At 32.7% G+C, this 24,363-nt stretch carries 26 protein-coding genes and 2 pseudogenes; 15 read left to right on the top strand and 13 right to left on the bottom strand.

Translation table 11 applies throughout. From position 1 onward, the window contains the following. Positions 1-11 precede the first annotated feature (11 nt). Positions 12-1,382 (bottom strand): MocR-like pyridoxine biosynthesis transcription factor PdxR, encoded by a 1,371-nt coding sequence (pdxR, locus tag MHH98_RS18010; RefSeq protein ID WP_340713330.1) that lies wholly within the window; start codon positions 1,380-1,382, stop codon positions 12-14. 94 nt (positions 1,383-1,476) lie between these two features. On the opposite strand from pdxR, the gene MHH98_RS18005 reads away from it, so the two are divergent. Continuing rightward, positions 1,477-2,055 (top strand): GNAT family N-acetyltransferase, encoded by a 579-nt coding sequence (locus tag MHH98_RS18005; protein WP_038179539.1) that lies wholly within the window; start codon positions 1,477-1,479, stop codon positions 2,053-2,055. A gap of 103 nt (positions 2,056-2,158) precedes the next feature. Then, the gene (locus tag MHH98_RS18000; RefSeq protein ID WP_340713328.1) at positions 2,159-2,374 is read left to right on the top strand and encodes a YdeI/OmpD-associated family protein; all 216 of its coding nucleotides are present in this window, start codon (positions 2,159-2,161) and stop codon (positions 2,372-2,374) included. A gap of 82 nt (positions 2,375-2,456) precedes the next feature. On the opposite strand, the gene MHH98_RS17995 is transcribed toward MHH98_RS18000, so the two are convergent. From MHH98_RS17995 to MHH98_RS17980, 4 genes are all read right to left on the bottom strand, one after another. Next, complete coding sequence (locus MHH98_RS17995; protein ID WP_162148703.1) at positions 2,457-3,332, bottom strand: LysR family transcriptional regulator; 876 nt, start codon at positions 3,330-3,332, stop codon at positions 2,457-2,459. 458 nt (positions 3,333-3,790) lie between these two features. Next, positions 3,791-5,515 (bottom strand): GMC family oxidoreductase, encoded by a 1,725-nt coding sequence (locus tag MHH98_RS17990; RefSeq protein ID WP_038179537.1) that lies wholly within the window; start codon positions 5,513-5,515, stop codon positions 3,791-3,793. A 21-nt stretch (positions 5,516-5,536) separates the two neighbouring features. Beyond that, entirely contained in the window at positions 5,537-6,307 is a 771-nt protein-coding gene (locus tag MHH98_RS17985) for a gluconate 2-dehydrogenase subunit 3 family protein (RefSeq protein ID WP_038179535.1), read from the bottom strand. Between the two features lie 24 nt (positions 6,308-6,331). Then, a complete protein-coding gene (locus MHH98_RS17980) occupies positions 6,332-6,586 on the bottom strand; it encodes a hypothetical protein (RefSeq protein WP_038179533.1) in 255 nt (84 codons plus the stop codon). 892 nt (positions 6,587-7,478) lie between these two features. Here MHH98_RS17980 and cls point away from each other — a divergent pair. Next, positions 7,479-8,996 carry a cardiolipin synthase gene (cls, locus tag MHH98_RS17975; RefSeq protein WP_038179531.1) on the top strand — a complete coding sequence of 506 codons (1,518 nt, stop codon included), beginning with the start codon at positions 7,479-7,481 and terminating at the stop codon, positions 8,994-8,996. 47 nt (positions 8,997-9,043) lie between these two features. Then, a complete protein-coding gene (locus MHH98_RS17970) occupies positions 9,044-9,580 on the top strand; it encodes a DUF1572 family protein (RefSeq protein WP_076034074.1) in 537 nt (178 codons plus the stop codon). A gap of 429 nt (positions 9,581-10,009) precedes the next feature. Here MHH98_RS17970 and MHH98_RS17965 read toward each other — a convergent pair whose 3' ends face one another. The 4 genes and pseudogenes from MHH98_RS17965 to MHH98_RS17950 all read right to left on the bottom strand — a co-directional run. Then, complete coding sequence (locus MHH98_RS17965; protein ID WP_038179527.1) at positions 10,010-10,432, bottom strand: DUF3995 domain-containing protein; 423 nt, start codon at positions 10,430-10,432, stop codon at positions 10,010-10,012. 214 nt (positions 10,433-10,646) lie between these two features. Further along, entirely contained in the window at positions 10,647-11,180 is a 534-nt protein-coding gene (locus MHH98_RS17960; RefSeq protein ID WP_038179525.1) for a TetR/AcrR family transcriptional regulator, read from the bottom strand. Positions 11,181-11,549: 369 nt separating this feature from the next. Then, positions 11,550-11,633: pseudogene (locus MHH98_RS17955) on the bottom strand (YrzO family protein); the annotation flags it as partial. Between the two features lie 25 nt (positions 11,634-11,658). Beyond that, positions 11,659-11,934 (bottom strand): annotated as a pseudogene (locus MHH98_RS17950) (EamA family transporter); the annotation flags it as partial. On the opposite strand from MHH98_RS17950, the gene MHH98_RS17945 reads away from it, so the two are divergent. After that, a complete protein-coding gene (locus tag MHH98_RS17945) occupies positions 11,901-12,359 on the top strand; it encodes a hypothetical protein (protein ID WP_340713326.1) in 459 nt (152 codons plus the stop codon). The pseudogene MHH98_RS17950 and the gene MHH98_RS17945 sit on opposite strands and share 34 nt — an antisense overlap. A gap of 518 nt (positions 12,360-12,877) precedes the next feature. Here MHH98_RS17945 and MHH98_RS17940 read toward each other — a convergent pair. Beyond that, positions 12,878-13,324 (bottom strand): helix-turn-helix domain-containing protein, encoded by a 447-nt coding sequence (locus MHH98_RS17940; RefSeq protein WP_038183358.1) that lies wholly within the window; start codon positions 13,322-13,324, stop codon positions 12,878-12,880. Between the two features lie 471 nt (positions 13,325-13,795). Between MHH98_RS17940 and MHH98_RS17935 the strand changes: the two genes are divergently transcribed. Next, entirely contained in the window at positions 13,796-14,530 is a 735-nt protein-coding gene (locus MHH98_RS17935) for a hypothetical protein (protein ID WP_038183366.1), read from the top strand. Positions 14,531-14,855: 325 nt separating this feature from the next. On the opposite strand, the gene MHH98_RS17930 is transcribed toward MHH98_RS17935, so the two are convergent. Next, entirely contained in the window at positions 14,856-15,524 is a 669-nt protein-coding gene (locus tag MHH98_RS17930) for a hypothetical protein (RefSeq protein WP_235175713.1), read from the bottom strand. Between the two features lie 149 nt (positions 15,525-15,673). Here MHH98_RS17930 and MHH98_RS17925 point away from each other — a divergent pair, with 149 nt between their 5' ends. Continuing rightward, entirely contained in the window at positions 15,674-15,796 is a 123-nt protein-coding gene (locus tag MHH98_RS17925; RefSeq protein ID WP_268746464.1) for a hypothetical protein, read from the top strand. 351 nt (positions 15,797-16,147) lie between these two features. Here MHH98_RS17925 and MHH98_RS17920 read toward each other — a convergent pair whose 3' ends face one another. Both MHH98_RS17920 and MHH98_RS17915 read right to left on the bottom strand, forming a co-directional pair. Further along, positions 16,148-16,549 (bottom strand): hypothetical protein, encoded by a 402-nt coding sequence (locus tag MHH98_RS17920; RefSeq protein WP_076034070.1) that lies wholly within the window; start codon positions 16,547-16,549, stop codon positions 16,148-16,150. Then, positions 16,542-17,348, bottom strand: a complete 807-nt coding sequence (locus tag MHH98_RS17915; protein ID WP_340709273.1) for a hypothetical protein — start codon at positions 17,346-17,348, stop codon at positions 16,542-16,544. The genes MHH98_RS17920 and MHH98_RS17915 overlap by 8 nt, the downstream gene beginning before the upstream one ends. Positions 17,349-18,027: 679 nt before the next feature. On the opposite strand from MHH98_RS17915, the gene MHH98_RS17910 reads away from it, so the two are divergent. From MHH98_RS17910 to MHH98_RS17875, 8 genes are all read left to right on the top strand, one after another. Then, positions 18,028-18,237, top strand: coding sequence for a hypothetical protein (locus MHH98_RS17910; RefSeq protein WP_340713325.1), 210 nt, complete (start codon positions 18,028-18,030; stop codon positions 18,235-18,237). A gap of 277 nt (positions 18,238-18,514) precedes the next feature. Then, on the top strand, positions 18,515-18,643 hold the full coding sequence (locus MHH98_RS17905) for a hypothetical protein (RefSeq protein WP_340713323.1): 129 nt from the start codon (positions 18,515-18,517) through the stop codon (positions 18,641-18,643). Between the two features lie 13 nt (positions 18,644-18,656). Next, complete coding sequence (locus MHH98_RS17900; RefSeq protein WP_143691501.1) at positions 18,657-18,857, top strand: hypothetical protein; 201 nt, start codon at positions 18,657-18,659, stop codon at positions 18,855-18,857. 1,523 nt (positions 18,858-20,380) lie between these two features. Then, positions 20,381-20,899: a GNAT family N-acetyltransferase gene (locus MHH98_RS17895; RefSeq protein WP_038183409.1), complete on the top strand. Its 519-nt coding sequence runs from the start codon at positions 20,381-20,383 to the stop codon at positions 20,897-20,899. A gap of 40 nt (positions 20,900-20,939) precedes the next feature. Then, positions 20,940-21,173, top strand: a complete 234-nt coding sequence (locus MHH98_RS17890) for a hypothetical protein (protein ID WP_340713321.1) — start codon at positions 20,940-20,942, stop codon at positions 21,171-21,173. 237 nt (positions 21,174-21,410) lie between these two features. Next, a complete protein-coding gene (locus tag MHH98_RS17885) occupies positions 21,411-21,599 on the top strand; it encodes a hypothetical protein (RefSeq protein WP_038183414.1) in 189 nt (62 codons plus the stop codon). A 951-nt stretch (positions 21,600-22,550) separates the two neighbouring features. Next, complete coding sequence (locus MHH98_RS17880) at positions 22,551-23,099, top strand: sigma-70 family RNA polymerase sigma factor (protein ID WP_038183429.1); 549 nt, start codon at positions 22,551-22,553, stop codon at positions 23,097-23,099. Beyond that, on the top strand, positions 23,074-24,135 hold the full coding sequence (locus MHH98_RS17875; RefSeq protein WP_038183432.1) for a DUF4179 domain-containing protein: 1,062 nt from the start codon (positions 23,074-23,076) through the stop codon (positions 24,133-24,135). Before MHH98_RS17880 ends, MHH98_RS17875 begins: the two co-directional genes overlap by 26 nt. Positions 24,136-24,363: the final 228 nt, after the last annotated feature.

Genomic DNA, 24,363 nt, shown 5'->3' with positions numbered 1-24,363 from the left:
TTAAATTCATATTAATCAATCCATGCATTTAATAAACGATTAATGCCATCAGTGATTTGTTCTTCGTTTAATCCACCATAACCTATTAAAAGGAGGTTATCCTTTGGTGAAGTATGATAATAATTCGATACAGAATAAATCTTCACGCCACATTCCATACCTCTTTGAATAGCAGAGGCTTCAGAAATGTTTAGCTTTAAGTGAATAATTAAATGAAGGCCTGCATTCTCACCTATAATTTGAACATTTTCACCGAGTTTCAGCTTTAATTGTGTAACGAGGATGTCACGCCTTTTTCGATATAGAGTACGCATTTTCCCCAGATGCTTATCCCAATGACCTTGCTTCATAAATTCAGCAATAGCTAGTTGGTCTATGCGCGATACAGTGGATTTTTGTTCAGTATAAAAGTCGTTAAATTCCTTTACCAGTTTGTTAGGTAAAATCATATAACTTATTCGTAATGAAGGAAGTAATGACTTTGAGAAAGTGCCAAAATAGATGACACGATCTTGGTAATCTAAACTGTGAAGTGAAGGGATTGGCTTTCCACTGTAACGAAATTCACTGTCATAGTCATCTTCAATAATATACGCATCTGTTTGTAATGCCCATTGAAGAAGTGCGTATCTTCTTTGAATTGGCATAATAATACCGAGCGGAAATTGATGTGCAGGCGTCGTGTATAACAGTCTAAGAGGTTCTTTTGGAATGGACATTCCTTCTGTATCTACAGGAATTGAAACAATTTTCATTCTATACTGATTGAAAATGGTGTAAGCACGAGAAAATCCAGGTTCTTCAAATCCAACCGATGCTGTTGGGCCAAAATAATGACAAAGTAAGGAGAGCTGGGCTTGTATACCATTACATATGTATATTTGATCTACTGTACAGGATACACCTCGGGATAAATAAACGTATTGACATATTTGCTCGCGAAGAGACATTTCTCCTTGCCAAGGACTATGATAAGTCAGATCAGCGCGCATAAGATTTATTGTTATTTTCTTCCAAGTTTTAAAGGGAAAGTGATCATGTGCAATTTGGCCAGAATTAAAGTCGATGTCTATAGGTTCAATAACATCATTATTAAAAGTTTCTTTTGGTGTGGGGATTATTTTCATTCGCCACTCTTCAAGAAAGGGCGCTATGAAATAACCAGAACGTTCACGACTTGAAATAAAACCTTCAGAAGTTAACTGTTCATAAGCAATTTGTACGGTATGAATGCTTACTTGTAATTGATTTGCAAGTTGGCGTTTTGAAGGGAGTTTTGAACCTTCGATTAACTGCTGCGACTGGATTAATTCCTTTATTTGTTCATAAATCTGTATATATAAAGGTGTTGTAGATTGGTCAAAATAAATAGTCAATGTCATAGCTTCACCTCATCTGGTATGGTTAAAACCTTTCTTTTTGGTGCTATTCATTAAATCAAAATCTGTTTTAATAATAGCAAAGGAGTGAAGTATAATGGAAGATATTCAGTTAATAGGTGAACATGTATTGTTAGTACCCTTAAAGGATAGTCATCTAGAGGGGCTTTATTTGGCGGGGCAGTTTCAAGAGGTTTGGGCATATACATCGGCGAAAATAAGATCGATTGAGGATATGAAACAATATATACAACAAGCTTTACATGAAAAAATCAATTGCACCCAAAATCCATTCGTTATTATAGAAAAAAAGACAAATCAAATAATTGGATCTACGAGATTTTTGGACATTGATTATCAACAAAAGCGATTAGAAATTGGCTTTACATGGATCACCCCAACAAAATGGCGAACTCCTATTAATACAGAATGTAAGTATTTATTGTTGAAGTATGCGTTTGAGCAATTAAGTGTCAATCGAGTACAAATAAAAACGGATCACGAGAATAAACGCTCACAGGCAGCAATTGAAAGATTGGGAGCAAAAAAGGAAGGAATTTTACGCAATCATATGATCCGGTCAAATGGTACAATCCGTAATACGGTAGTATATAGCATTATAGATTCAGAATGGTCAGATGTGAAACTTCGTTTAGAAGGATTGCTAATACAATGAGGAATTAGATTAAGTCGATTACAAATATATGTTGATACACGTGATTTAATAATACAAATAATGTATAAACAGTAATAACCTAAGTCAACGTGTCGGTGATTATGTGAATCGTATTCCAGACATCCAACAGTATTTGAGTAATCAAAAAGAAATACTTGATTATTATAATGCACTAACACCAGGGTATCAGCGAGATTGGGCTCGATTTATCTTTAGTGCGAAACGTAAAGAAACACAGGAAAAACGCTTGTCAGAAATGGTAGAGATTCTTGGAAAAGGATTCAAAACCATGAATTTATATCGAGCTAATAAGAAATAATAAATCGGTCGTTATTTTTATTTATTTTAATTTCAATACCTTGAAACCATAGAAAAAACCCCTGCTAAGTGTGGAAGGGGTTTTATTGTTCATAATGCTTTTTTAAATATTGTGCAGTAAATTGAATGAAGTGTTCTAGCATAGGGGACTGAATTCTTTTTTTGTTCCATACTAGTCCAACTGTTCTTGTACAAGATGGTTCTACGATTTTTAGTTTCGCTATGTTTAAATGTCGAATGCGTTTTGCGGATAGGGAATTTGGATAAAAAGCAATGCCCAAGCCATGCTCAACCAATTGATAAGTAACGCCTGTTTCTTCACCCTCAAAGGCAATCTTTGGGTAGAAACCAGCTTTCATACAATATAGTTCTGTCATTTCACGGAATTGATATCCTTTCGGCATGACGATAAAGGGTTCGTTTACTAACTCTTTTAATTGAATCTCATTATATTTAGCAAGAGGATGAGATAGAGGAACTGCAAGCTGAATTTCTTCTTCAATAAGTGGCATCCATTCTATATCATTACCAAAAACAGGTTGTGTTGATATGCAAAGATCGATTTCACCAGTTTCAATTTGTCTTTTGATTTGTGATGGCATTACTTGTCGTTGGCGGAAACGAGCTTCTGGTTGTAATTCAATAAATTCACCTAAAAGTTCAGGAAGAATAGTTGGTATTGTGACAGAAATAGAAAGTATATTGCTTTGTTTCCCAGCGAGCTGATCTAATTCTAATTCGCCTTCTTGTAGCATAAGGAATATATTTTCAACAGTTCTTAAATAACTGTCCCCAAATTTATTTAATTTTATATTTCTACCAATTCGATCAAATAACTCATAACCGATGTTTTCTTCTAATTTTGCAATCATTTTGCTTAAGGCTGGCTGTGAAATATTCAATTCGGCAGCTGCTCGAGTCAAATGCTCATGCTTAGCAGTTACTTGAAAATAGCGCAATTGCAATATGTCTATGAAAAGCACCACCTTATTTTGTAATACAGTTAGTATAATCAATTATGTGCAAATTTGTTTGTTTAGCATACTTTAAAGCTATATATAATTTTGAGTTTTAATTTTTTTGTTTTTGTAAATCAATTACACAGGAATAAAATAGTATTGGCCTAAATAATTTTATAAATGTATTTTTCCATGTGTGATTTATCTAACTTGCTAAAGTAATAATTTTTTCCTGTTATTCATTGTGTAATTGTTTCTTTGTAGTTCATGATTAGAACAATTTTCGCGAATAATTGTTCTATACCGAAGTTTTTAAGGTGATTTTAGTATAATTCTCTTATTCCAAAATTAAAAATAGAAATATTGACATATATTCATAACCATTTAGTTATTAAGAACTTAAAATGAATAAAAAAAGCAGGAATTGATATCTTAATCAACTCCTGCTTTTATATTTATTATTTTACTTTAACTAAAGATCCGCCATCCTTTAGATATTTTTCGATACCTTCCGCAGCACGGTATGACAATGCTCCTAGAGTTCCAGTAGGGTTGAAGCAACTGTTGTGAGGGAAAGCTGAAGCTCCAACAACGAATACATTGTCAACATCCCACATTTGTAGATAGCTATTAAGCACTGAAGTTTCACGATCAGCACCCATAATAACCCCACCAGTGTTATGTGTATTTGTATCTTTGTTTACGTTAAACGGTCCTTGCTCTCCAGCAGTGATGATGTGGTCAGCACCCATTTCTTTCGCAATTTTATTAGTCACTTTTGCCATATATTTTACTAGGGCTTTATCTTGATCAGTATAGTCATAAGTCATACGAAGTATAGGCATGCCATATTCATCTTTGTATGTTGGATCAAGATCTAAATAGTTATTAATATGAGGCATTGAAGCGCCTTGAGAAGCAACTTTCAACCAACTATTCGCATATTTGATTGACGCTTTTTTGAATTCTGGACCCCAGTTTGGTGTACCTTCAGGAACAACATTGTTTGCAATCGGTCGATTACCATATTGGAACATGCGAATACCAGCACCGTGAATAAAGTCAAGGTTTTTATGGTCAAAGTGATCGCCAGTATACTCAGGAATTTCCATACCAAGCGCACCAGCACCAGCATAAGTATTGAATTCTTGATTATCAAACAAAGCTGTAGACCAACCTGAACTTACTTGGTAGCAATAGTTTTTACCAACTGTACCTTTACCAGTTTTAGGATTGTAGGCTTCACCCAAACCAGATGTTAATAAAAGTTTTGCATTATTAAATACATAACTTGCTACTACGACAACATCTGCTGGTTGTTCATATTCGATGCCTGTCATAGTATCAACGTAAATTACACCAGTTGCTTTAGTGCTGTTTTTTGTAACTTTTAATACATTTGCATGTGTACGTAAATCAAGTTTACCTGTTTTCTGTGCTACTGGGAGAACAGTTACGACAGGATCAGCCTTAGCGCCGTATTCACAACCAAAGTTTTCGCAATAAGCGCAATATTGACAAGCACCGCGAGCTATACCATCTGGATTTGTATAGGATTCAGATAAGTTTCCTGAAGATACCATGTATGGCTTGTAGCCTAAGTTCTTAGTAGCGGCTTCAAATACTTCAAGTGTCGGTGTTTTTTTCATAGGGCCAGTAGGGTAATCATTTTTACGTTTACCGTAAAGTTCTACTGTTTCTCCAGAGGTACCAGCCATTTTCTCGAATGTATCGTAGTAAGGCTCTAGTTCATCATATGTGATACCCCAGTCTTGAATTGGCATATCAGATTTGATTTTGCCTTTGCCATATTTTTTCTCTGTCATTGTTTTTATTTCAAAGTCATAAGGCAAGAAGCGGTAAGTTTGTCCGTTCCAGTGACTGCCGGCGCCACCAACACCATCACCGATGATGAATGTACCGTAGCGACGCATTGGAAGTGCACGTTGATCAGGGGAATTACGGTGTGTAATTGTCTCTTTTGCTAAATCTTGCATCAGTTCAGTGCGGTGTTGATAACGAAGTTCATCGTGACCCATAAAGTAATCTGCAGTAGAACGCTCTTTACCACGTTCAAGTCCAACAACATTGATACCTGCTTTTGTTAGTTCAGCAGAGATAATGCCGCCTGCCCAGCCCATACCTACTACGACTACTGGTACTTTTGATAATTTTTTTGCCATGTAATTCAATCCTTTCTGTTATCAGTGATTCATATGGCTATTTAAGCCTTGTGGTTCAAGTGTGACGAATTTTTCACTCATAATTTCTTGGTTATAATTCATGCGAGAGCCTGGATATTTTCTCATTTTCCAACCTAACATGTCTTTGTTACCGCCATACATTGGGTCTGCATAGACACCTTCGATTGTTAACGAACGAAGTAATCCGAAGAATTCAGTAGATGGGACATTGCCATAAAGTTTCACTTTTCCTTCGCTGAATGCTGTTAAAACTTTATCTTGTTTTTCCGTATCTAATGCAGTGAATTTATCTTTGAAGTGTTTTTGACTATAAGTATCTAATGCTTTCAATCCTGTTAAGAAGATATCTTTACGAAGCATTTTTGTTTGTGTACCAGCAGTTTCACGTCCTTCATAGTAAGGTCCGAAACGATAATCCTTGGCGTTAATGCCGTATGATCCTGCTAATTGATGGTCGATGTATATAGCTGCGTTTAAATCTTTAGCCCCTGGACCATTGTCGTCAGCAGGGTAAATACGATCTGCAGCTGCTTGTGTTAAGTTGTATTCTTCTTGTGTAAAAAACATTAATGCAACGTTTGGGTTTGCAGTAAGTTGTGGTTTGTTTGATTTATTGTCGGCTGAATCCGCTTTTGATTTGCTGTTGACGTTCAATAAACCGCCGAAAGCTCCACCAAGTACTAAGCCACCAAGTGTTAACCCGGAATTTTTTATGAAATCCCGTCTTGAATTCGACTCAACATGTGATTGTTTGTTATCTTTTGCTGCCATAATAAGACCTCCAAATCTATTTTTCTAAAAGATTGATGAAAAATTGTGGTAGATGACTAACACGATTGACATCAAAATTAGTGATCCAACAAAAAATGCGTTCTTCTTTCCTGCCCAACTCATAATAATAATGCCTAGACCTACTGCTACTCCAATAATTGTTAGCCATGGCACGATAGTAAAATATTTATATGCTCCCATGACAAAAGCTGACATGAATACGATTGCAGCTACATTTTGTACAAGCGCAGAAAGTTCCTCTTGTCCATATTCCGACATACCTTCTCCTCCCTTCTGTGCATAAAAACCGTATATTATTTTGTGTCTAAATAATGTCCGTTCGGTCACAAGCTGTAATTCTACATTAATTCTTTGAACATAGTAAAGCTTTTAAAATTTCTGTGTTACAGAAAGTTTGTATTTTCCTATAATCAATGTATATAGAAACGTATGTTTTTGTAGAAATAAATGATTTAAAGTAGCTAATTTTGTAATTAAAATATTTATCTTATATTAGTGAATTTTTGTGTAACTAATTTTTTTATAGGACAAATTATAGAAAGATAAAGTTTATATTCATTTTTCCGTTCTTTGCTTAACTTTTGGAATAATTAATAGATATCAAATTTTATGGTTTTAAATTAGTTATATTGAATAAAAATACAAAAATATAAAAAGGGGATTTTTGTCTAATGTAGGTAAAAGTTCAATTCGACAATAAATGTGTAAAAAAGATGAAAAAAGTCATTCTTCTCACTTGAAGGGAGAAAAAGACTAGAGAGATATGAAATTATGAAATTATTATTTAAGGAAGTGAGTAGGAGTAATTTCAAGAATTGAAACAAAAAATATGGAAATGATAGCTTGATAATGAATGGTGATATTTACTGTTAAATTTTAAGAACAAATAAATATACATTAAATAAACAGTTGAAATAATAAAAAAATATCGCAAATTCTATAATATACACTTAAATTCTGATTCAAGTATTACCTGTATTTGTGAATTTTGTTAGGTTAGATTATATTGGAATTCACTAAAAATGTAAGTAGAGAAATTATTTTGAAAGCTTCTGATTCTCGAAAAAATAGGAGCTATTTTTAACGGAATTCACATAAGTTGTAAGTGTAGAGTTATTTTGTAATAGGGGCAGAAAAGTGGAGGGATACTATGCAGAAGGTTATCCAATTTGTAGCCATTTCGGCAGTCATAATAGGCATCGGATATATATTTTCTATGTGGAATATGAAAATTACTTATGTAGTAGGCATACTTATTGAGATATTTGGACTTGCAATAGTTTTTAAATTAATTTTCTTTGATATACGTAATACTTCATCGAAAGTCGTATGGATTATAATTATTTTGGGTCTCCCAGTCATTGGAACAGGGTATTATTTATGCTTAGGAAGAGATCCAATAACACGAAAATTTACTGTTTCACAAATAAAAGAAACAACTAAGTTAATTAAAGTAACACATGCAATACAAAAAAAATATCATTCTACCGAACGTCCCCGTTTATCAAAACGTATTGCAAATTTATCAAATATTAAACCATTAAAAGGGAATACGATTGATATCTTAACTAATGGTGCTGCAACTTTTTCAGCTATTATGGAGGCTATAAAAAATGCTAAATGTCATATCCATATGCAATTCTATATTTATAAAAAAGATGATATTGGAACTGAAATACGAGATTTATTAGTCCAAAAGGCAAAGGCAGGTGTAGAAGTACGCTTTATGTATGATGCAATAGGTGCAAAGTGTTTGAATTCGAATTTCCTTAAACCATTGTCCGATGCCGGAGCCGAGGTCATAGCATTTGAACCGATATTATCCCTGTGGTTCTTGCATAAGGCTAATTTTCGAAATCACAGGAAGGTAATAGTTGTGGATAGTCATATCGGATTCACAGGAGGTTTAAATGTAGGTGATGAATATTTATCTAATACGAATACCTTTAAAATTTGGCGCGATACGCATCTTCGTATTGAAGGATTATCAGTTAGTGAATTACAAGAATCATTTCTAAATGATTGGATATTTATGAAAAACGAAAAAGGTGCTGCTACTCCTTTTACAAATGAAAATGGGATACAAAAATACTTTTCCCCGATAAAAAAAGGAGATGATTGGGCTCAGGTGATATATGGTGGGCCATATGATAAAGAAAATATCATTCGTGATTCCATGCTTAATTTAATCGAATCAGCCCATGAAAATGTATGGATTGCAACCCCTTATTTTATACCAGACGCTGAAGCTTTGGCAGTGGTAAGGAGAGCAGCAATGAGTGGCATAGATGTACGAATTATTCTTCCTGGAAAAGGTGATATGGGAATTTCTTATCATGGTAGTAATGCCAATATTAAAACTTTACTTGAAGCTGGAGTACGTGTATTTGTCTATGATGAAGAATCGTTTTTACATTGCAAAATTATTACTGTAGATGGTATGAGTGCAGCTATTGGAACTGCCAACTTTGACATTCGTAGTTTCCGCCTTAATCATGAGCTTATGGTCTTTCTATATGAAGCTAGTGCTGCAATTCATCACTTATTGCATGATTTCAAAATAGATTTTCAAGCTAGCAGAGAGTTGACAATGGCAGATATGAAAAATAAGAGTTTTAAGAAAAAATTAAAAGAATCTATAAGTAGTTTATTTTCGCCAATTTTGTAGTTGGAATTTATTACTATATGTTAGAATTCGCTTAAGGGGGTAATGAAATGGATATAGGTGTGAATTATTTAAACATAGTAAAGAAAAGGTTTATGGAAATAAAAAAGCTGGGGGATCAAACCTTCCATCAACTGGATGATGAACAACTGTATTGGTCCAATCATGAGGAATCTAATAGTATTGCAGTTATTATAAAACATGTAGGAGGAAATATGGTTTCCCGTTGGAGTGATTTTCTAAGTACAGATGGAGAAAAGTCAAATAGAAATAGGGATTTAGAATTTGATGATTCGTACTTACCTAGGAAAGAGTTAATCCGGATTTGGGAACAGGGCTGGCAAATTGTATTTAACACACTTGATGATTTAACAGAGCAAGATTTACTAAAAAAGGTTAAGATACGTGGGGAAAATCACCTTGTGATGGCAGCGATTGAGCGCCAAGTTTCGCATTATTCCTATCATGTTGGGCAAATTGTGTATATTGGAAAGCTTTTAAAAACTTCCGAATGGCAATCATTAAGTATACCAAGAGGGAAGTCCAATCAGTTTAATAAAACAATGTTTGAGCAGCATAAAAACTGATGGGGTGAAATGCTAAATTAGCATCATGAAAAATGTAGAATATATAATATTAATGGAGCTGATATACATGTGGCTCCTTTTTTGTATTCTAAATTGAGGTTATTTATTGACATAGTATAGCGAATAAGTGTGGACTTTATTTAGCTTTGTATTTAGTAATATTTTAAGGGGAAAATCAGCGTGCAAACTATGTCTCTGTTACTTATTTCTCTGATAAACCTGTTAAAGATGAACATAGAGAAATAATCGGGGAATTTGCAAATATATCAACCTGAAATAACTTCAAATATAGAAGTATCATTAAATGAATGTTTTAAAGTTGTGGTTAGATGTGCATATAAAAAAAAGCATATATAGAATTTAAAGTCACCATTTTGAGGTGTTTTCTTCCTGTATAAAATATGTTTTATAGGGAATTCATTATACTTATTAAAACAACAACAAGATATGGACAAAGCCAAAGAATAAACATAATGGACTATAGAACCAAGTGTCGTATCTAGCAAACTGAGAATGTTTAATTTTTTTAAAAAATCCAACAAACTTAAAATCACCAATTGCCCTAATAATAAAAACTAAAGCACAGACAATACTTCCGATTTTAGATAAACTATTTGCTTGGAACCCCTGCAAATAACCTCCTTGAACAACAATAATGACACTAGCCAGTAGAATAAGAATGGCTACGAATAATGTTCCCCATATTCTCGGAGTAAAAGCAGGGTTATGTTCTCCCTCTTTTACTGGGAGAACAGCGGCAGAACCCCATCGACCTCCAAAAGCCCAATAAATATGCAAAAAACTGATAAACCACAGAAGCCCTACAGCTACTAATATTAATAGTGATTTCATTAATTCGCCCCCAATGTCTTAACTTCAAATAAAACATACACTACCGTATGTTGTGGTGAAAATTTTGTCCCTTCAGGTTTTATAACCATATTAGGGACATTTATTATCGAATAATCAATTATGCCTCGGCATAATTGCGTCCGGAATCGGCTTTATGCTTGCACAAATAACTCCTTTCCGATTCCGTGACATCCGCCGGAGGCTTTAACTTCTTTTAGCGAATGTTTGGACACGCGCTGAAAGAAGTTAAAAGCTCAACCATTTTATCAATATCAAAATTAGGATTTGCTTCAAACCTTGTCATCCATCCTACATACGTTAAATAGGCAAGTCTCGCCAGATCAATTGATTCAGTTTCGTTTATGCCCATTTTTTGATACAATTTTGCAACACAAGAAATTCTCTGTTCTTCCATATCTACTAAACGTGCTGCCACAACAGGGTCATATTTAGCCCAAGTATAAATACCATTCTCAATTTTTTTATCTCGACTAAAACTAATCTGTAATAGCTGTTCTAAAGAGGCATCCTGTTGCTCCATACTTTGAACAATCAGCTTTGTTGCATGTACTTCCCAAAAGTCGAGCATAGAATCTAAAAGCTCTTGATGGTCACGAAAATAGTGATAGAAGCTTCCTTTGCTTATTTTTAGCAATCGAGCAAGTGCTTCAATGCGAACTTTATGTATCCCTTCATCAGATAATTGTTGTAATCCTGCTTTTATCCAATCTTCCCTCGTTAATTGCATATCATCTCTCCAGTAAAATACGGTAGCGTATGTTTTAAGTTAGATTACTACTATTATCATTTTTTGTCAATTATTCATTCTGTTTATTTTTATGAACTTTAATGTTGTTGTTAATCGTAATATTAATCCTCATCACCGTTGGTAAAATACAAGCACATACTAAAATTAATAATTTGAAAGTTTTTTATTTCTATAATTTAATATGCCATAAAATAATTAGATGATTATTCAGGAGATTGGGGTATCAAACTTCAAAAAGAAGAGGATTATATTTCGAAGCTCCAATTTTTTTATAATTCTTTTTTATTCTAATTTTAATTATTGTTTAAGTAACTCTCTTAACAGTTGTATCATTTCAGCTTGTTGTTATATCTTCTTGCGACCATTTCGATTAATTGCTGCAAGCTCGCATCCAATTGCTGCAGTAAAGAAGAACAATAAACTTCCAAACATATATAAACCTCCAATCATATTGAAATCAAACAGCCTTACTCATCTGTTCCTTTAGTAAATTCTTCTGATGCTCGTTTTCTTCCTTACGTTGACATACGTTATTTCGTATGAGAGCTATAATAACTAGCAGTGTTCCTGCAACATCAAAGATTGTTATTTTATATCCTTGGATCATCATAATGACTAATGTAGTGATTGGGACGAAGTTAATAAATAAAATTCCATTTACGGATGATAAAATTTTCACGCCATAGTTCCAACTAAGCAATGCCACGAAACCTGGTAATACCATTTGGTAGAGGTACTTCTGTTGATGAACGAGAACAAAACACAGCCTTCGAAATAATGGCAAACGCTGGGGTGATAGCTCTTTTCATCTGTTTTGGAGCTATGTTATATGATTTGATTTTAAACAAAGAAATTACATCACTTGGCATTCTAGCCTTAATTATTTTATTAACAACATCATTTTATATCGTTATGATGATGCGGATCAAAAAAATATATATACGTTATACATCAAATAATAAAATGTTAGGTCGTAATTCGATATTTTCAGGATTTATTTTCTTTGTTTTATTTACTTTATTAACATATTTACCTTCTGGAGAAGCAATTACCATGAGAGATCTTACTGTAAATAGTATGGGCGGAGTATTTTTCGGCTTATGTATATATGGATATATTAAGTATAACGGTAAAAAAGTTGAAGAAGATGAACTATAATGATTTATCCGATTGCATTTTTTCTTTAATAATCAGTACCTGCTATATAGTCATTAGGTTAAACTTCTATAATGCTTTCAGAATGAGAACGTGATGTTTTTTATGGTAACCAAGTGTATTTTAATCGTTGTGTGGGACAACAAAACCTTAGGTTGATGGGCATGGGGTGCCACACACATTTTAACGAAAATATACGCTAAGTAAATTTCGACATAAAAAGAGCCTAATTTTCTACTCTAAGAAAATTAGGCTCTTTTTTTTTATGAAGTTTTAATTGAATTTTTTTTGTATAGTCTGAAAGCATTTATTGCATCTCAAGGAATACAATCGCTTGGAATAATATTAAGAACTTGCGGAAATATTGGACATCATTATCAATCACTATAAAGATTGTGAAGAAATGTACTTAAACTAACGGGGCAGTTTTGTTGAATAAGATATATACTGAAAAAAGTCCCTTCAGATAGTTTGAGGGGACTTTCCTATAAAATTAGTTTTTATATCTAAATCCAAAATGATTATTTGTATTTTTTGGCTAGAGATTCGCTGCCAATCGCTCCAATGATAGTCATAAAAAACGGTCCAATTTGAAATAACAGAGAATCCTGTAAGAACACAATATTTAAATCAAATAACTTATTCCCTATTACAATAATAATCTTAGCTAGTATGATTAAAAATCCAATCATTAGAAGAATATCAAAAAACAATTTCCACCTTGGATAGACTAATTTTTGGCTATCTTTTATGAGTTTCTCTTTCAAAGAATTATCCTCCTTTACTAATTCATCAAGAGTAATATCAAATATGTCACTTATCTTAATTAACAATTCAATACTAGGGTAACCTTCTCCACGTTCCCATTTGGAAATAGCTTGTCTACTAATATTAAGTTTTTCTCCAAGCTGTTGTTGTGACATATTATGCTTTTGACGTTCTTCTTTTATTTTTGAAGAAAAATACATATGATCAACTCCTATTCTCAGTATATTTATTTGCACTAAAAAACTAAAGAACCGCATCGTTGCAAGTGTGTAAACTATTAGTTTCCCCTTGGAAACAGCGTTTATTTTTGTTTATAGTCCTTCATTCACTTGTTAATTATTACAAAAAGGGGGTTTAGTGGGCTACCTAAATAAAGAAAAGCCTTTTTATGTTGCTAAAAAAGTGGCAGTTTAGTCAATGTCTTTTTTGGATTTTCTTAATTATAAGAGTTCTTTTTGTTATTTCGCTAAGAGCAGTATTCCTCTAGTAACTGAAAGTAAATCTAGAGTTTGTGAAATAATGTACTTAAGCTAACGGGTGCTTTAGTTAAAATAGACCATCATTTCGATGGTCTATTTTTATGTCCAAAACATCAAGTAGATTTTGGCGATCCAGTGTGAAATGTTACACTTAAAGTAACGCGGGTTAATAAAAAAACGAGGTAAAGATATATGAAAAAAAGATTAGTATTTTTCTTAGTAGGTGCGGTTATATTTTTAATTTCTCTACCAATAAGTACAAAAATGGTAATGGAGCTCATTCATAACCAAAAAATGAATGTACTTTATAAGATTACAAATGTAAGCGAAGGATTTCCTCCCACTGAATCTACATTTAATTTTAAAGGTCATATTGTAAAAATTAAGGAGACAATAAAAGACGAGAGTAGTTACATGGACCCTCGGAGTAATAAAATTGTCATAGCAGATTTATCACTGAAATTGGATGGAGAGGAAATAGATACTTTAAAAGATTATCCAATAAGGGTGGAAGAAGAAGGTTTAAATAGATACTACGGGGAAATTGCATATTTAATCTTAGTAGATAAAAAAGTTGATAAAACTCAATTTGTTATACTGTTAAAGAAAACAAGAGAAATGGAAAAAAAACTGCCGAACGGAGATATAGTTGGTTGGGTTCCACCGGAGAAATTAAAATACACACTGTATACATTAGATGTTGAAGGTAATTTGAAGAATAAATCTTTTAGTTTTTCTGAACGAGACGCTTTACAAACAGAACTCCTTAATGCTGGTGTAGTTGTCCCTTATAGTATTGGATATTATACAGATGCTTGGGAAGGTTATCCTTCGATATTCTTCCCATTTATATTTCCATTTTTAACTTTGATGGTCGGTTTCCTATTGATAATAGTTTTTTTCCCTATTAGAAAAGTAAAAATATAAAAAATTCCATACTTCTTCAACTAACGTGGTGCTTTAGTGGAATAAGGAAATTTAAAATAATCAAACTTTTTTATAAAAAACAGTACTTAAAAAAATAAAAGAAAGCAATCGTTTAATCAATCTTTATTCAAAACGATTGCTTTTTATATGCAGTAATATCAAGGGTTTAGAGTGATTTATATTCAAGGTTTATTCTAAACCAACATCTAAATCAACAAGAAGAAGGAAATGACTTCATAAAAGCTAATAAAACTCGTAAGACACCCACTACTACTCCTACAACAATTAGGGCTAAAGGGACACGGAATTGAAGAGAGAAAACTGCTTAATCCTTCTCAATAAATTGATCAAGCCAAGTCTCTACTGCTTTTTTCACATTTCTTGATTTCTCCATAAACTCATCCATAATATAACCGATTAACCTAGAAAGTGAAGCCTCATCAGCTTCATATGGATTATCTTTCTGTATATAAGCCAATACCAATTCAAGCTGCTTCTTTCTTTCTGGGTCCAAGATGGTTTGTACATATTTACTTATGTACTCATTGACGATGTTTGTGTTCTGTATGGAACTTTTCAGAAGCAGTGCGGCAGCATTTGAAATTGTAGTGTCTAGTGAGTAAGCAAGTTCAGCTAAGTCATCGTACAGTCTTTGATCGAATCGCATAGATACCCTTGGCTTTATCCCAGGTGTCTTTTTTCTTCTCTCGGATAGTAAATCTTTGTTGCCCATGAATACTGTATTTCTAAATCGATAATCTCTTCGGAAATGAATGGCCAAGTTATCGATTACTATTTTCGTATACAATCCTTTCTTACAAATTGTTTCACCAACAGTCTTCATCGGACTACCTGTGATATGTGATAGCCTTGAAATACACTCGTATAGTTCGTATTCTACACAAGGTTTTATATCAATCTTACGATCTGACCTCACTCTTTTTCCTGTCTTTTTTTCTGGCTCTTTTATCACTCTCTCGGCTTCTCTCTCCACTTTTCCTAACCTCTCTTCCGAACTTTAGTCTGGGACACATTCATTTTGTTCTAGATTTAAAAGTGTATGAAATTTGGTAGGGGAGTATGCAGAAAGCGATTATAACTTTCATAATTGGGCATACTAAATTAAAAACGGAGGTATGGTCGATGGGATATAAAGTGAAAATGACATCAGAAGAGTCAAAAAAAATTATGCAAGGTTGCAAAGATCAAGGGAAAAAATATGGCTTACCAGGGAATAAAAAAAAATCAAAAGCTATAAAGAAATAACGAATTAAAGGGGGAAATAATAATAGGCGTTTTATATGTGTTTAGAATGCTTGTCCTAAAAAAGCGGGATTCCTACTAATAATTTATTAGAAGTAGTAATAATTTCTTTGAATTATTAAGCCGATTTAAATGTAGTGAAGGGCTAACTCATATGCTGGTTGGGGTACTACATGGAAGAAAAATATCTGTAAGTTGGACGAGGGCAGGGAAGGTATTCAACCTTACATAGTTGCTGACAATTATCGCTTATTATAAGCCTACTAATTAAATAAAAAGGAGAGGGATGTAAATTTACCCCTCTCCTTTTTGTTTTACTAAATAACCTATTTCTTTAGTTGAATCTGTTTATACTTATTGAAGTTCAGAACGAATCGGTTCTTCAGGATAGTATAAATCTTTACGTAAGCAGACATTTCTATGGGTGAGTGTTTCACCTTTAAAACGAATCCAAATTTCATCATCTGCCATGACTCCATGTGTTTTTCGTACAATGCCCCAGCGATTATAAGATTGCATATCCAGTGAAGCCAGTAATTCTTTTGCGTTGACCCGAGTAGGAGGGAAGGTACGCCATTTTAGCCAACGTTCTATTTCTTCTAAGCTAATATGCCCTTCCATATTCGGTGAAAATTGTTTGTTAAAATCATCAATATAGTTAATTACATATGGGGTGCCACCATTTGCTGGTTTTAAATCAACATGGGCAATAATGTCATCCATCCACATTACGTCAAAAGTCATGTAATCAATCAATGGATTCACTTCCTTCAATGAATAAGTGTTTCAATCCTGGATCCCGCAATTGTGAAAGTAATACGTCCTTAGCACGCCCAAAATCGTACTGAGACTTTTCGATTGCAGTTACTAATTTCTCTTTATTAATGAATGCTGGTCCTTCGTAAAGGCTAAGTTGTTTTGTGAAGGATGAATTCAGTGGTTTTGCCTTTACTCTTCGCTTTAAAATCGTTAATGGTTTGCTAGGTGCATAGTCTTTTTCATCAGATAGTAGGCTAAGTCCGTTATCAAAAATCGGAGCAAGCTCCCATGTTTTTTCCTTTGGGTCATATAAAAATAAAATGTTATTCGTGTGCCGATCTTCATTTAGAATAAGTGCATCGAAAGCGAATAACTGTGCGATTTGATGATTTACAACGAGCCCTGTATACTGCTCCACCTGCTTCATCAATAGCTCGAACTTTTCTATTGTAGAAAGTGTTTTGTTACTTGTAATCGAATCAGTTGAGCTGAAATTCGCTTCAAATAAGCGTTCAAGTGTAACTTCCTGTTTTGTACCACGAAAATCGAGTGAATAGCAGCCGTCAAATTGTTCACAGTCAGCTAATTGAATGATACATGGCTGATAGACGACATATTTAGAGCGGTCAAGAGTTGAGCATTCAAGAACGAGTGAAGCCAAAACTTCTGCCTGTCCCTCATAACCTCGCGCATTTTGTTTGACCCATTTGTTGCCGATACGCCATTTCGATTGATCGCCCTTACTAGAAGTACTAATAATACGTTCAGCGTCGATAGGAATATGAATTGTTTCCATTTCATCACATCCATTTTATATGAGTTTACTCAATTATATAGTGAATTATTGCTTACCGCACTAAAAGTTGTTCATAGAGAATGACTTGTAATGTAGAAATTATTTGTGAAATTCAAACTACACCATAAATTCCTACAGGATTTTCGTGAACAACTTAAAACTTTTAGACTATCTGAATTATCAAATCTTAAATAAATAGTATATAAAAGGAATTATTGATAAAATAATAGGTTTTTTATAATAATATATGTTAATTTAATGTTATATAACGATAATTAATTTCTATTTGTTGCTCAATATTTAATAGTGTTCTTAATAATTATCTTCACCCCTTATTCTTGCTTCAATAGTGCCAATACCCTGATATATTCTCTTTTTTATCTGTCATCTTATTTTAATATTTTTTGTTAAATGCTATTTGGATTGGGTTTAGACATACAGAAGGAAACTATTTTTAATGGAAATTTATGGAGATAGAACATTTCAGACTTTAGTGAGTGCGCATTTAAAAACCAACTTAAGAATTCAATGAAAAACTGCTCGTAAAATTGGTGGGGCGAGAATGGCATTGATGGTTGTTAAATCTAATCTTACTTGGGGTGATATAGCTGTTTTCGGATTTGGAGTTTCTTATGGATACACTTGGAAATATAGAAATAAAAAATAAAGAGGGATTTTAATGCATAAACAATTACAACTTTTATATTCAATACTAATTTATTTGGGTGTGTCTACTTTAATTATATTTGTTGGGATTTTGGCGATAGCTGATGAACCAATAATAATCTCTGTTAATTTATCAACAAAGGTTCTCTTAGCTTTTTTATTTGTTTGTCTATTACTGATTGTTGGTAATTTGAATGACTATTTTAACAATGATTATCAATAAGGTAACGCTCGTATAAAATAAAAATTCACTCATTTTTTTCACCCTTAATAAAATGTTATATATTCATAATCTTTCTTTGTTCAAAAAAAGTAGAATTGCTTAATAAGTTTATTAAAAATGGTTAACCATTTTTAATAGTTAACCGTTTAGCTGCTCATTAGCATTTATTTTTCATCCCAAAGTAAATAGAACAATAAATACAGCAATTACAAGACAAATCACAAAAATTATCTTTTTATTCTTAATGAATGGATATACGTATGGGAATAATAATCCAATGAAATATGTAGTAGGTGGCATGGTAGTACGTATTATGAGAAGGTATTTTAAAACATATGATAAGAAAGCTAAAGCATACGGTTGGTGGGGACCTAAAGTATCCTACGAATATATGAAACTATGGTGAGGATAAATAAAAAATGATAATACGATTACTTTTTCTTGTTTTAGGAACACTATCACTAATAGGGTTATATAATGTACTTTTAATATACGGTGGGACGAAGAAGAGTAGTAGATTTGTTTTTGTACTATTATTAATAGCTACAATTATCGGTGGTGTTGCTACATTCATCATATATGTCTTCTTTTTCCCTTATGAACCGCTTTTTTCATTCTAAATAAATAGAATAACAAGTTTTCATGAGTAATTTAAAAATATAACATGTAGTTTTATGTTCTAACAAAATAAGTCCTGGTCTTATGTAAATTATAAGAACCAGGACTATTTTTGTCTTTATTAATACTAATCATATTATAGTTTTGAGAAACTAATTGTTCGAAAATAGATGGATACCAGGATTAAATCAAGAATCAATAATTTATGTTACGTTTGAGTTAAGCAAATCTAATTGCATATTTTTCCCCATGTCTCTTATATACTTTAAATAATGGACTATAAAAAAAGCTGCAAGAGGGACAGGACCATCATGGACAATTAGTGGTGGAAACCCCTACTATTCACATTAAATATTTGTACGTTTTAGTTCCATCTTATCCAAAACTTTTTGGCTATCTGTATTAGCCATATTGGTGTATAGAGAAGTCGTTTTAATATCATTATGGCCGAGTTTGAATAAAGTGTAGATTTGTAAAAAAGCTTGTTTTTATATTGGGGATTTTTGTTACTATCAATATTGAGATTGTGAAAGAATGTACTTAAACTAACGGGGCAGGTTAGTTCAATAAGGTGTTTGTTTTATCATTTAACAATAGAGATACATGGACGAAGAAAAAGAAGTAATACAGTTTAATATTAATTATATAGAATAGTGTTACAGTTAATATAAAAGAGAAATCGAATTAATAGGGCCCCAAAAAAAGTCGGTTTGGAAGGAAGGAAGATTTTGCGAAATAAATTACCATGGTATTTAAAAAAAGGATCGTTATATTTTTTCTGTGTAATAACTCCTCCAATCGGTTATATAATTCTCGTTAGTAATTTAAAGAAATTTGAGTATGAGGAAAGAATCAATTACCTTACGATTTCAACGATTATGATGTCTATATGGGTATTAAAATTTTTACCTGATAAATTAAGCTTTTATGTATGGAGCTTTATATTAGCGATTTTAATAGGAAACTCTGTATTAAAAATAATAAAAAGGAAAGGTAAATAGCTGTAGCTTTGTAAAAAAGATTGATTATTTATTATATAGATTGATAATTTGTAAAGTTCGATTAAAATCTCTATAAAGATTGTGTAGAAATTTACTTAAACTAACGGGGCAGGTTACTTTTGTTAAAATTCAGAAAAGGAGTGGTTTAAATAGAGGTTATATTTCTTTTAATAATCGTGATTGCACTATGTCTATCAAACTTCATTGCTTTCAAAATTTCTGGAAAAAATAAAAAGAAAAGAATTTGGGCTGGAATAATTATCTTGCTTTTGACGCCCTTAGTCTTTTTTATTACAGGTATAAGTGTGAGTCCCTTTGACCCTGGTGGATTTGGAACTGGAATTTTAATGGTATCATATAGTTTCTTATTTGCTGTTAACGGTATTATTATTATCATTATTGGTTTGTTTACTAAAAAGTCTCTAAACAGCTAAGTAGAGGAAAATAACAAGTCAGTTTCTTCAACTAACGGGGCAGTTTAGTTGAAGAAGAAATCTATTAAAATTGAATGGTGGTTTGTATAAATGAATATATTTATTGAAAAATTACATATGACAGACGCAGAAGATTTGTTTAATTTTGAACTTGAAAACAGAATTTATTTCGAGGAAATGGTTCCGACGCGTGGAGATGAATACTATAACCCTGAGACTTTTAAAAAAAGACATGAAACTTTACTTGAAGAACAAGTTAAAGGAGGTTCATATTTCTATTTAATTAAAGATAAAGATAGCTCAATTCTAGGAAGAATAAATTTAGTGGATATTGATGAATCTGATAAAATCGGTTACCTCGGTTATAGGGTGGGGAAAGCACATACTGGTAAAGGAATTGCTAATAAAGCATTGAAAATATTAGTAGAAACAGTAACTAACGAAGACGTAAAACAGATCAAAGCCAAAACAACAACTAATAACATAGCATCCCAAAGAATTTTAGAGAAAAATGGATTTGAGAGAATAGGTACTAGTAGTGAAGAATTCGAAATGAATGGTCAGAGGTTAAGTTTCGTTTATTATGCTTTGAATATTTCGTCTTATTGAACTAATGGGGTGCGTTTGTTCAGTAAGAGCAACCGCTATTGTGCTAACAACCAGGATTGGGGAAGAAAACTTTGGAAGAAAAAAACAATCGAAACTAGAAAAATGGAGAACGAAATATGGTTCATTAGCTGTTGCTTTGGGATGTTTATATTCTTTGATAGTTACTTGGGGAGAAGGTTGGTTTTTTACAGCAATAATGATTTTAGGGGTCTTCATATGTGGTTCTTTTGCAATTTTTGATTTAAAAAATAGTACATACAATCGGATTGGTTAAAAAGGTACAAGAATAATACCATCTGTATTATTTGTCAAAGTTTCACTCTTCAACTAACGGGGCAGTTTAGTGCAACAAGGAGTACCTTCAAAATTATGGGGATTTACAACGCTAAGTTAAGAAATATGACCAAACGACGCTTTGGGAGTGTTTTTTCAATCTAGTGTTAAAAACACATTCAAGGTATATAATGGAATTTAAAGAGGTTATTTAAATATGAGTTAGGAGTTGGTGAATATGCTAGATAAGATAAAGGATTCATTTACATCTAAGCAATTAGCTTGTTCTAATTGCGGAAGAAAAATTGAAGAAGGTGAACGTTTTACAGCTAATATAACGATGCCTTCTGAAAGAAATATGCTGGTATCAAGATTAGATAATGCAATTGCAAGAACAGCTAACAGTGTTCTTTGTGAAAAATGTTAGTTAAGATTGCAATAAATGAATCTACGAATGTTCAATAAGCATTTATAGAGCATACAAAACAAACCTAAATAACGTTCCCAAATGAAAGTTTGGAAATACACAAAAAGTCAAGAACTGCTGTGAAACCATCGTTTTAATATTGTTTATACAGCTTTATATGCAAAGGTATATAAACATAGCTTCAATAAGAATACTTCAAAGGCCATTAGTTAAATAACGATATTAAACAATCGGGTGCGATTGTTTAATAAGCGTCGCAGTTCTTCTTAAACTAACGGGTGCTTTGTAATAAGGAGATTTAAACTAAACCATTTTGATAGGCCATCAAAATGGTTCTTTTTTTTAGCAATATAACTAATGATTAATGTTTTTATGACGTTGTTCCATATTAGTCAATATTTTTTGACTATCTGTATTCGCCATATTTGTGTAAAGAGAAGTCGTTTTAATATCATTATGACCAAGTTGGTCACGAAGCAGGATATTAACTTGATATTTTTAATTGAAGATAATGCGCCTAAACTCATGTATATCAAGGGTTTAGACGCTTTTTGTTTTTTTGTAATGACACTGAACGTGTTATTAACAAAACTACAATCACACTTTCGGGTGTTGCTCTTGGCAAAATTAGATATGTAAGTAAATCACGATAAAGATTGTGAAAAAATGTACTTGAACTAACGGGGCAGGTTAGTTCAATAGCGTTGTTTAACTTGTGTTCAACAATCGGGCCAGATTGTGGAATAGATACCTTTGAGTAAATTCAGTCTTTACCTTAATTTAAAGGTATTGTATGATTATGTACTTATTTTATATATAATTAGTTTTTAATCGGATTACGGCTTCCAGAATAGATGGAGGCCGATTTTTTTGTATATATTTCAAATAAATTTGAATCGTTTTGGTGCTCCAATTTCTCTAATAAGTATAAGAGGAAAGGAGGTTTGTTAATTGGAGATAAAATCAAAGTTAGTAAAGCGTGCTAAAAAAGGCGATTCCGAGGCATTTCAAATGCTAATACACGAAGAAAAAGAAAAAATGTACAGAATGGCTTATATGTATATGCGAAATGAAGATGATGCGCTTGAAGTGTTTCAAGAAAGCCTATATAAAGCTTTAAATTCAATTAATACATTGAAAAATAACGATTATTTTTCAACGTGGTTAATGAGAATTTTAATTAACACAGCTATTGCAACTTTAAAGAAGAAACAAAAGCTTGTTTCAATTAATAATGAAATCTTTGATCAGATTGAGAATACAGAGCATCTTCGAACTGAGGAACATCTTGACCTTCTTCAAGCAATGGAAGAAATTGAGGAAAAGTATAAAACGGTCTTGCTACTGCGTTTTTATCAAGATTATACAGTTAAGCAAATTGCAGCGTTTCTTGATTGCCCCGAAGGTACTGTGAAGACAAATATTCGTCGTGGATTAGATCTATTAAGAACAAAATTAAAGGGGGTTTATTGCGATGACAGACAAAATTCCATCGTTTAAAGAAGAAATTGATAACATTCACGTTCCATTTGATAAATTGGACGCAATTATTTCAAAAACGATTCATGAGAACCATCAAAGGGGAAAAAAGTCTTTGAGAATGAAGATGGTATATGGCTTAAGTTCAGTTGCAGTAGCATCTATTCTGTTTGTTAGTTCCGCAACTGTCTCTCCTGCTATGGCTAATATCGTTTCGAAAATACCAATAATAGGTGCTGTGTTTAGTGAGTCTGGAGATCCTGGTCTAGAGAAAGTTCATGAGCAAGGATTAACAAATTTAATAGGGGATACGAAAAATACTGGAGGAACATCAATTACACTTGATGAAGTTTTCTATGATGGGACACGTTTTACAATTGGATTTTCAATCATATCAGAGAACATTATTGAAAAATCCTATTTATCATCCGGGCCTGAAATTAAAATAAATGGACAAGCTTTTTCAAATGCCAGTACTTATAGTGAAACCAAAATATCACCTACACACAGAACAGGAATAATTAACATAGATTCTTTAGATGATTTGCCTGAAGCGTTTACTCTAGGTGTAAACTTTACAAGTGTTGACGGTAAGCAGTGGGATTTTTCTACTCCTGTTAGCATGAAAACAGAAGTAGAATATCTAACTATTAACCATAGTCAAACTGTAGAAGACATTAATTTAACAGTTTCTGATTTAGAAATAAGCGCAGCCGGCTTACGTTTTAACTTTAATGCAGACACAGAAAAAATAAATTATTTAACTAATGGGTACCTAGATTTCAAAGTGATTGATGATAAAGGAAACGAACTTATATCACATTCGGGTGGTAGTCAAATTCAAAATGTCGATGGAAAGGAAGAATTAACAGGTAGCCTACTAATAGACCCAATCACAGATAATGCAAAAACATTGACAGTTATACCATATATTAATTTCCACCAAGGAGGAACTAGTGTGGAAGTTGACCTTAAAGGCAATGAAACAAAAACAAATATTCAACCTTTTAATGAAACGGACATTGAATTTAAAAGCTTTACAGTAACTCTACCTTAGAAGGTAAATATTTTTCGATTATTACTAACGAGATGCGTTGATCCTAGCAAGGGTCAGCGCTTATTTCCATTTTAGTTATAGGAGAAGCCCTTGAAGTTTAAGGGTTTACTGAAGTGAATAGCTATATGTTTGGTGAGCTAATAGATATCTTCAACAATTGGGCGCGATTGTTGAATAAGCTTCACTTTTCTTCTTCAACTAACGGGTGCTTTAGTTTAATAAGGATTT

Source organism: Viridibacillus sp. FSL H8-0110 (assembly GCF_038003565.1).
GTDB classification, from domain to species: Bacteria; Bacillota; Bacilli; order Bacillales_A; family Planococcaceae; genus Viridibacillus; species Viridibacillus arenosi.
The sequence above is the reverse complement of the archived record's forward strand: the minus strand, read 5'-3'. Positions and strand labels throughout refer to the sequence as shown.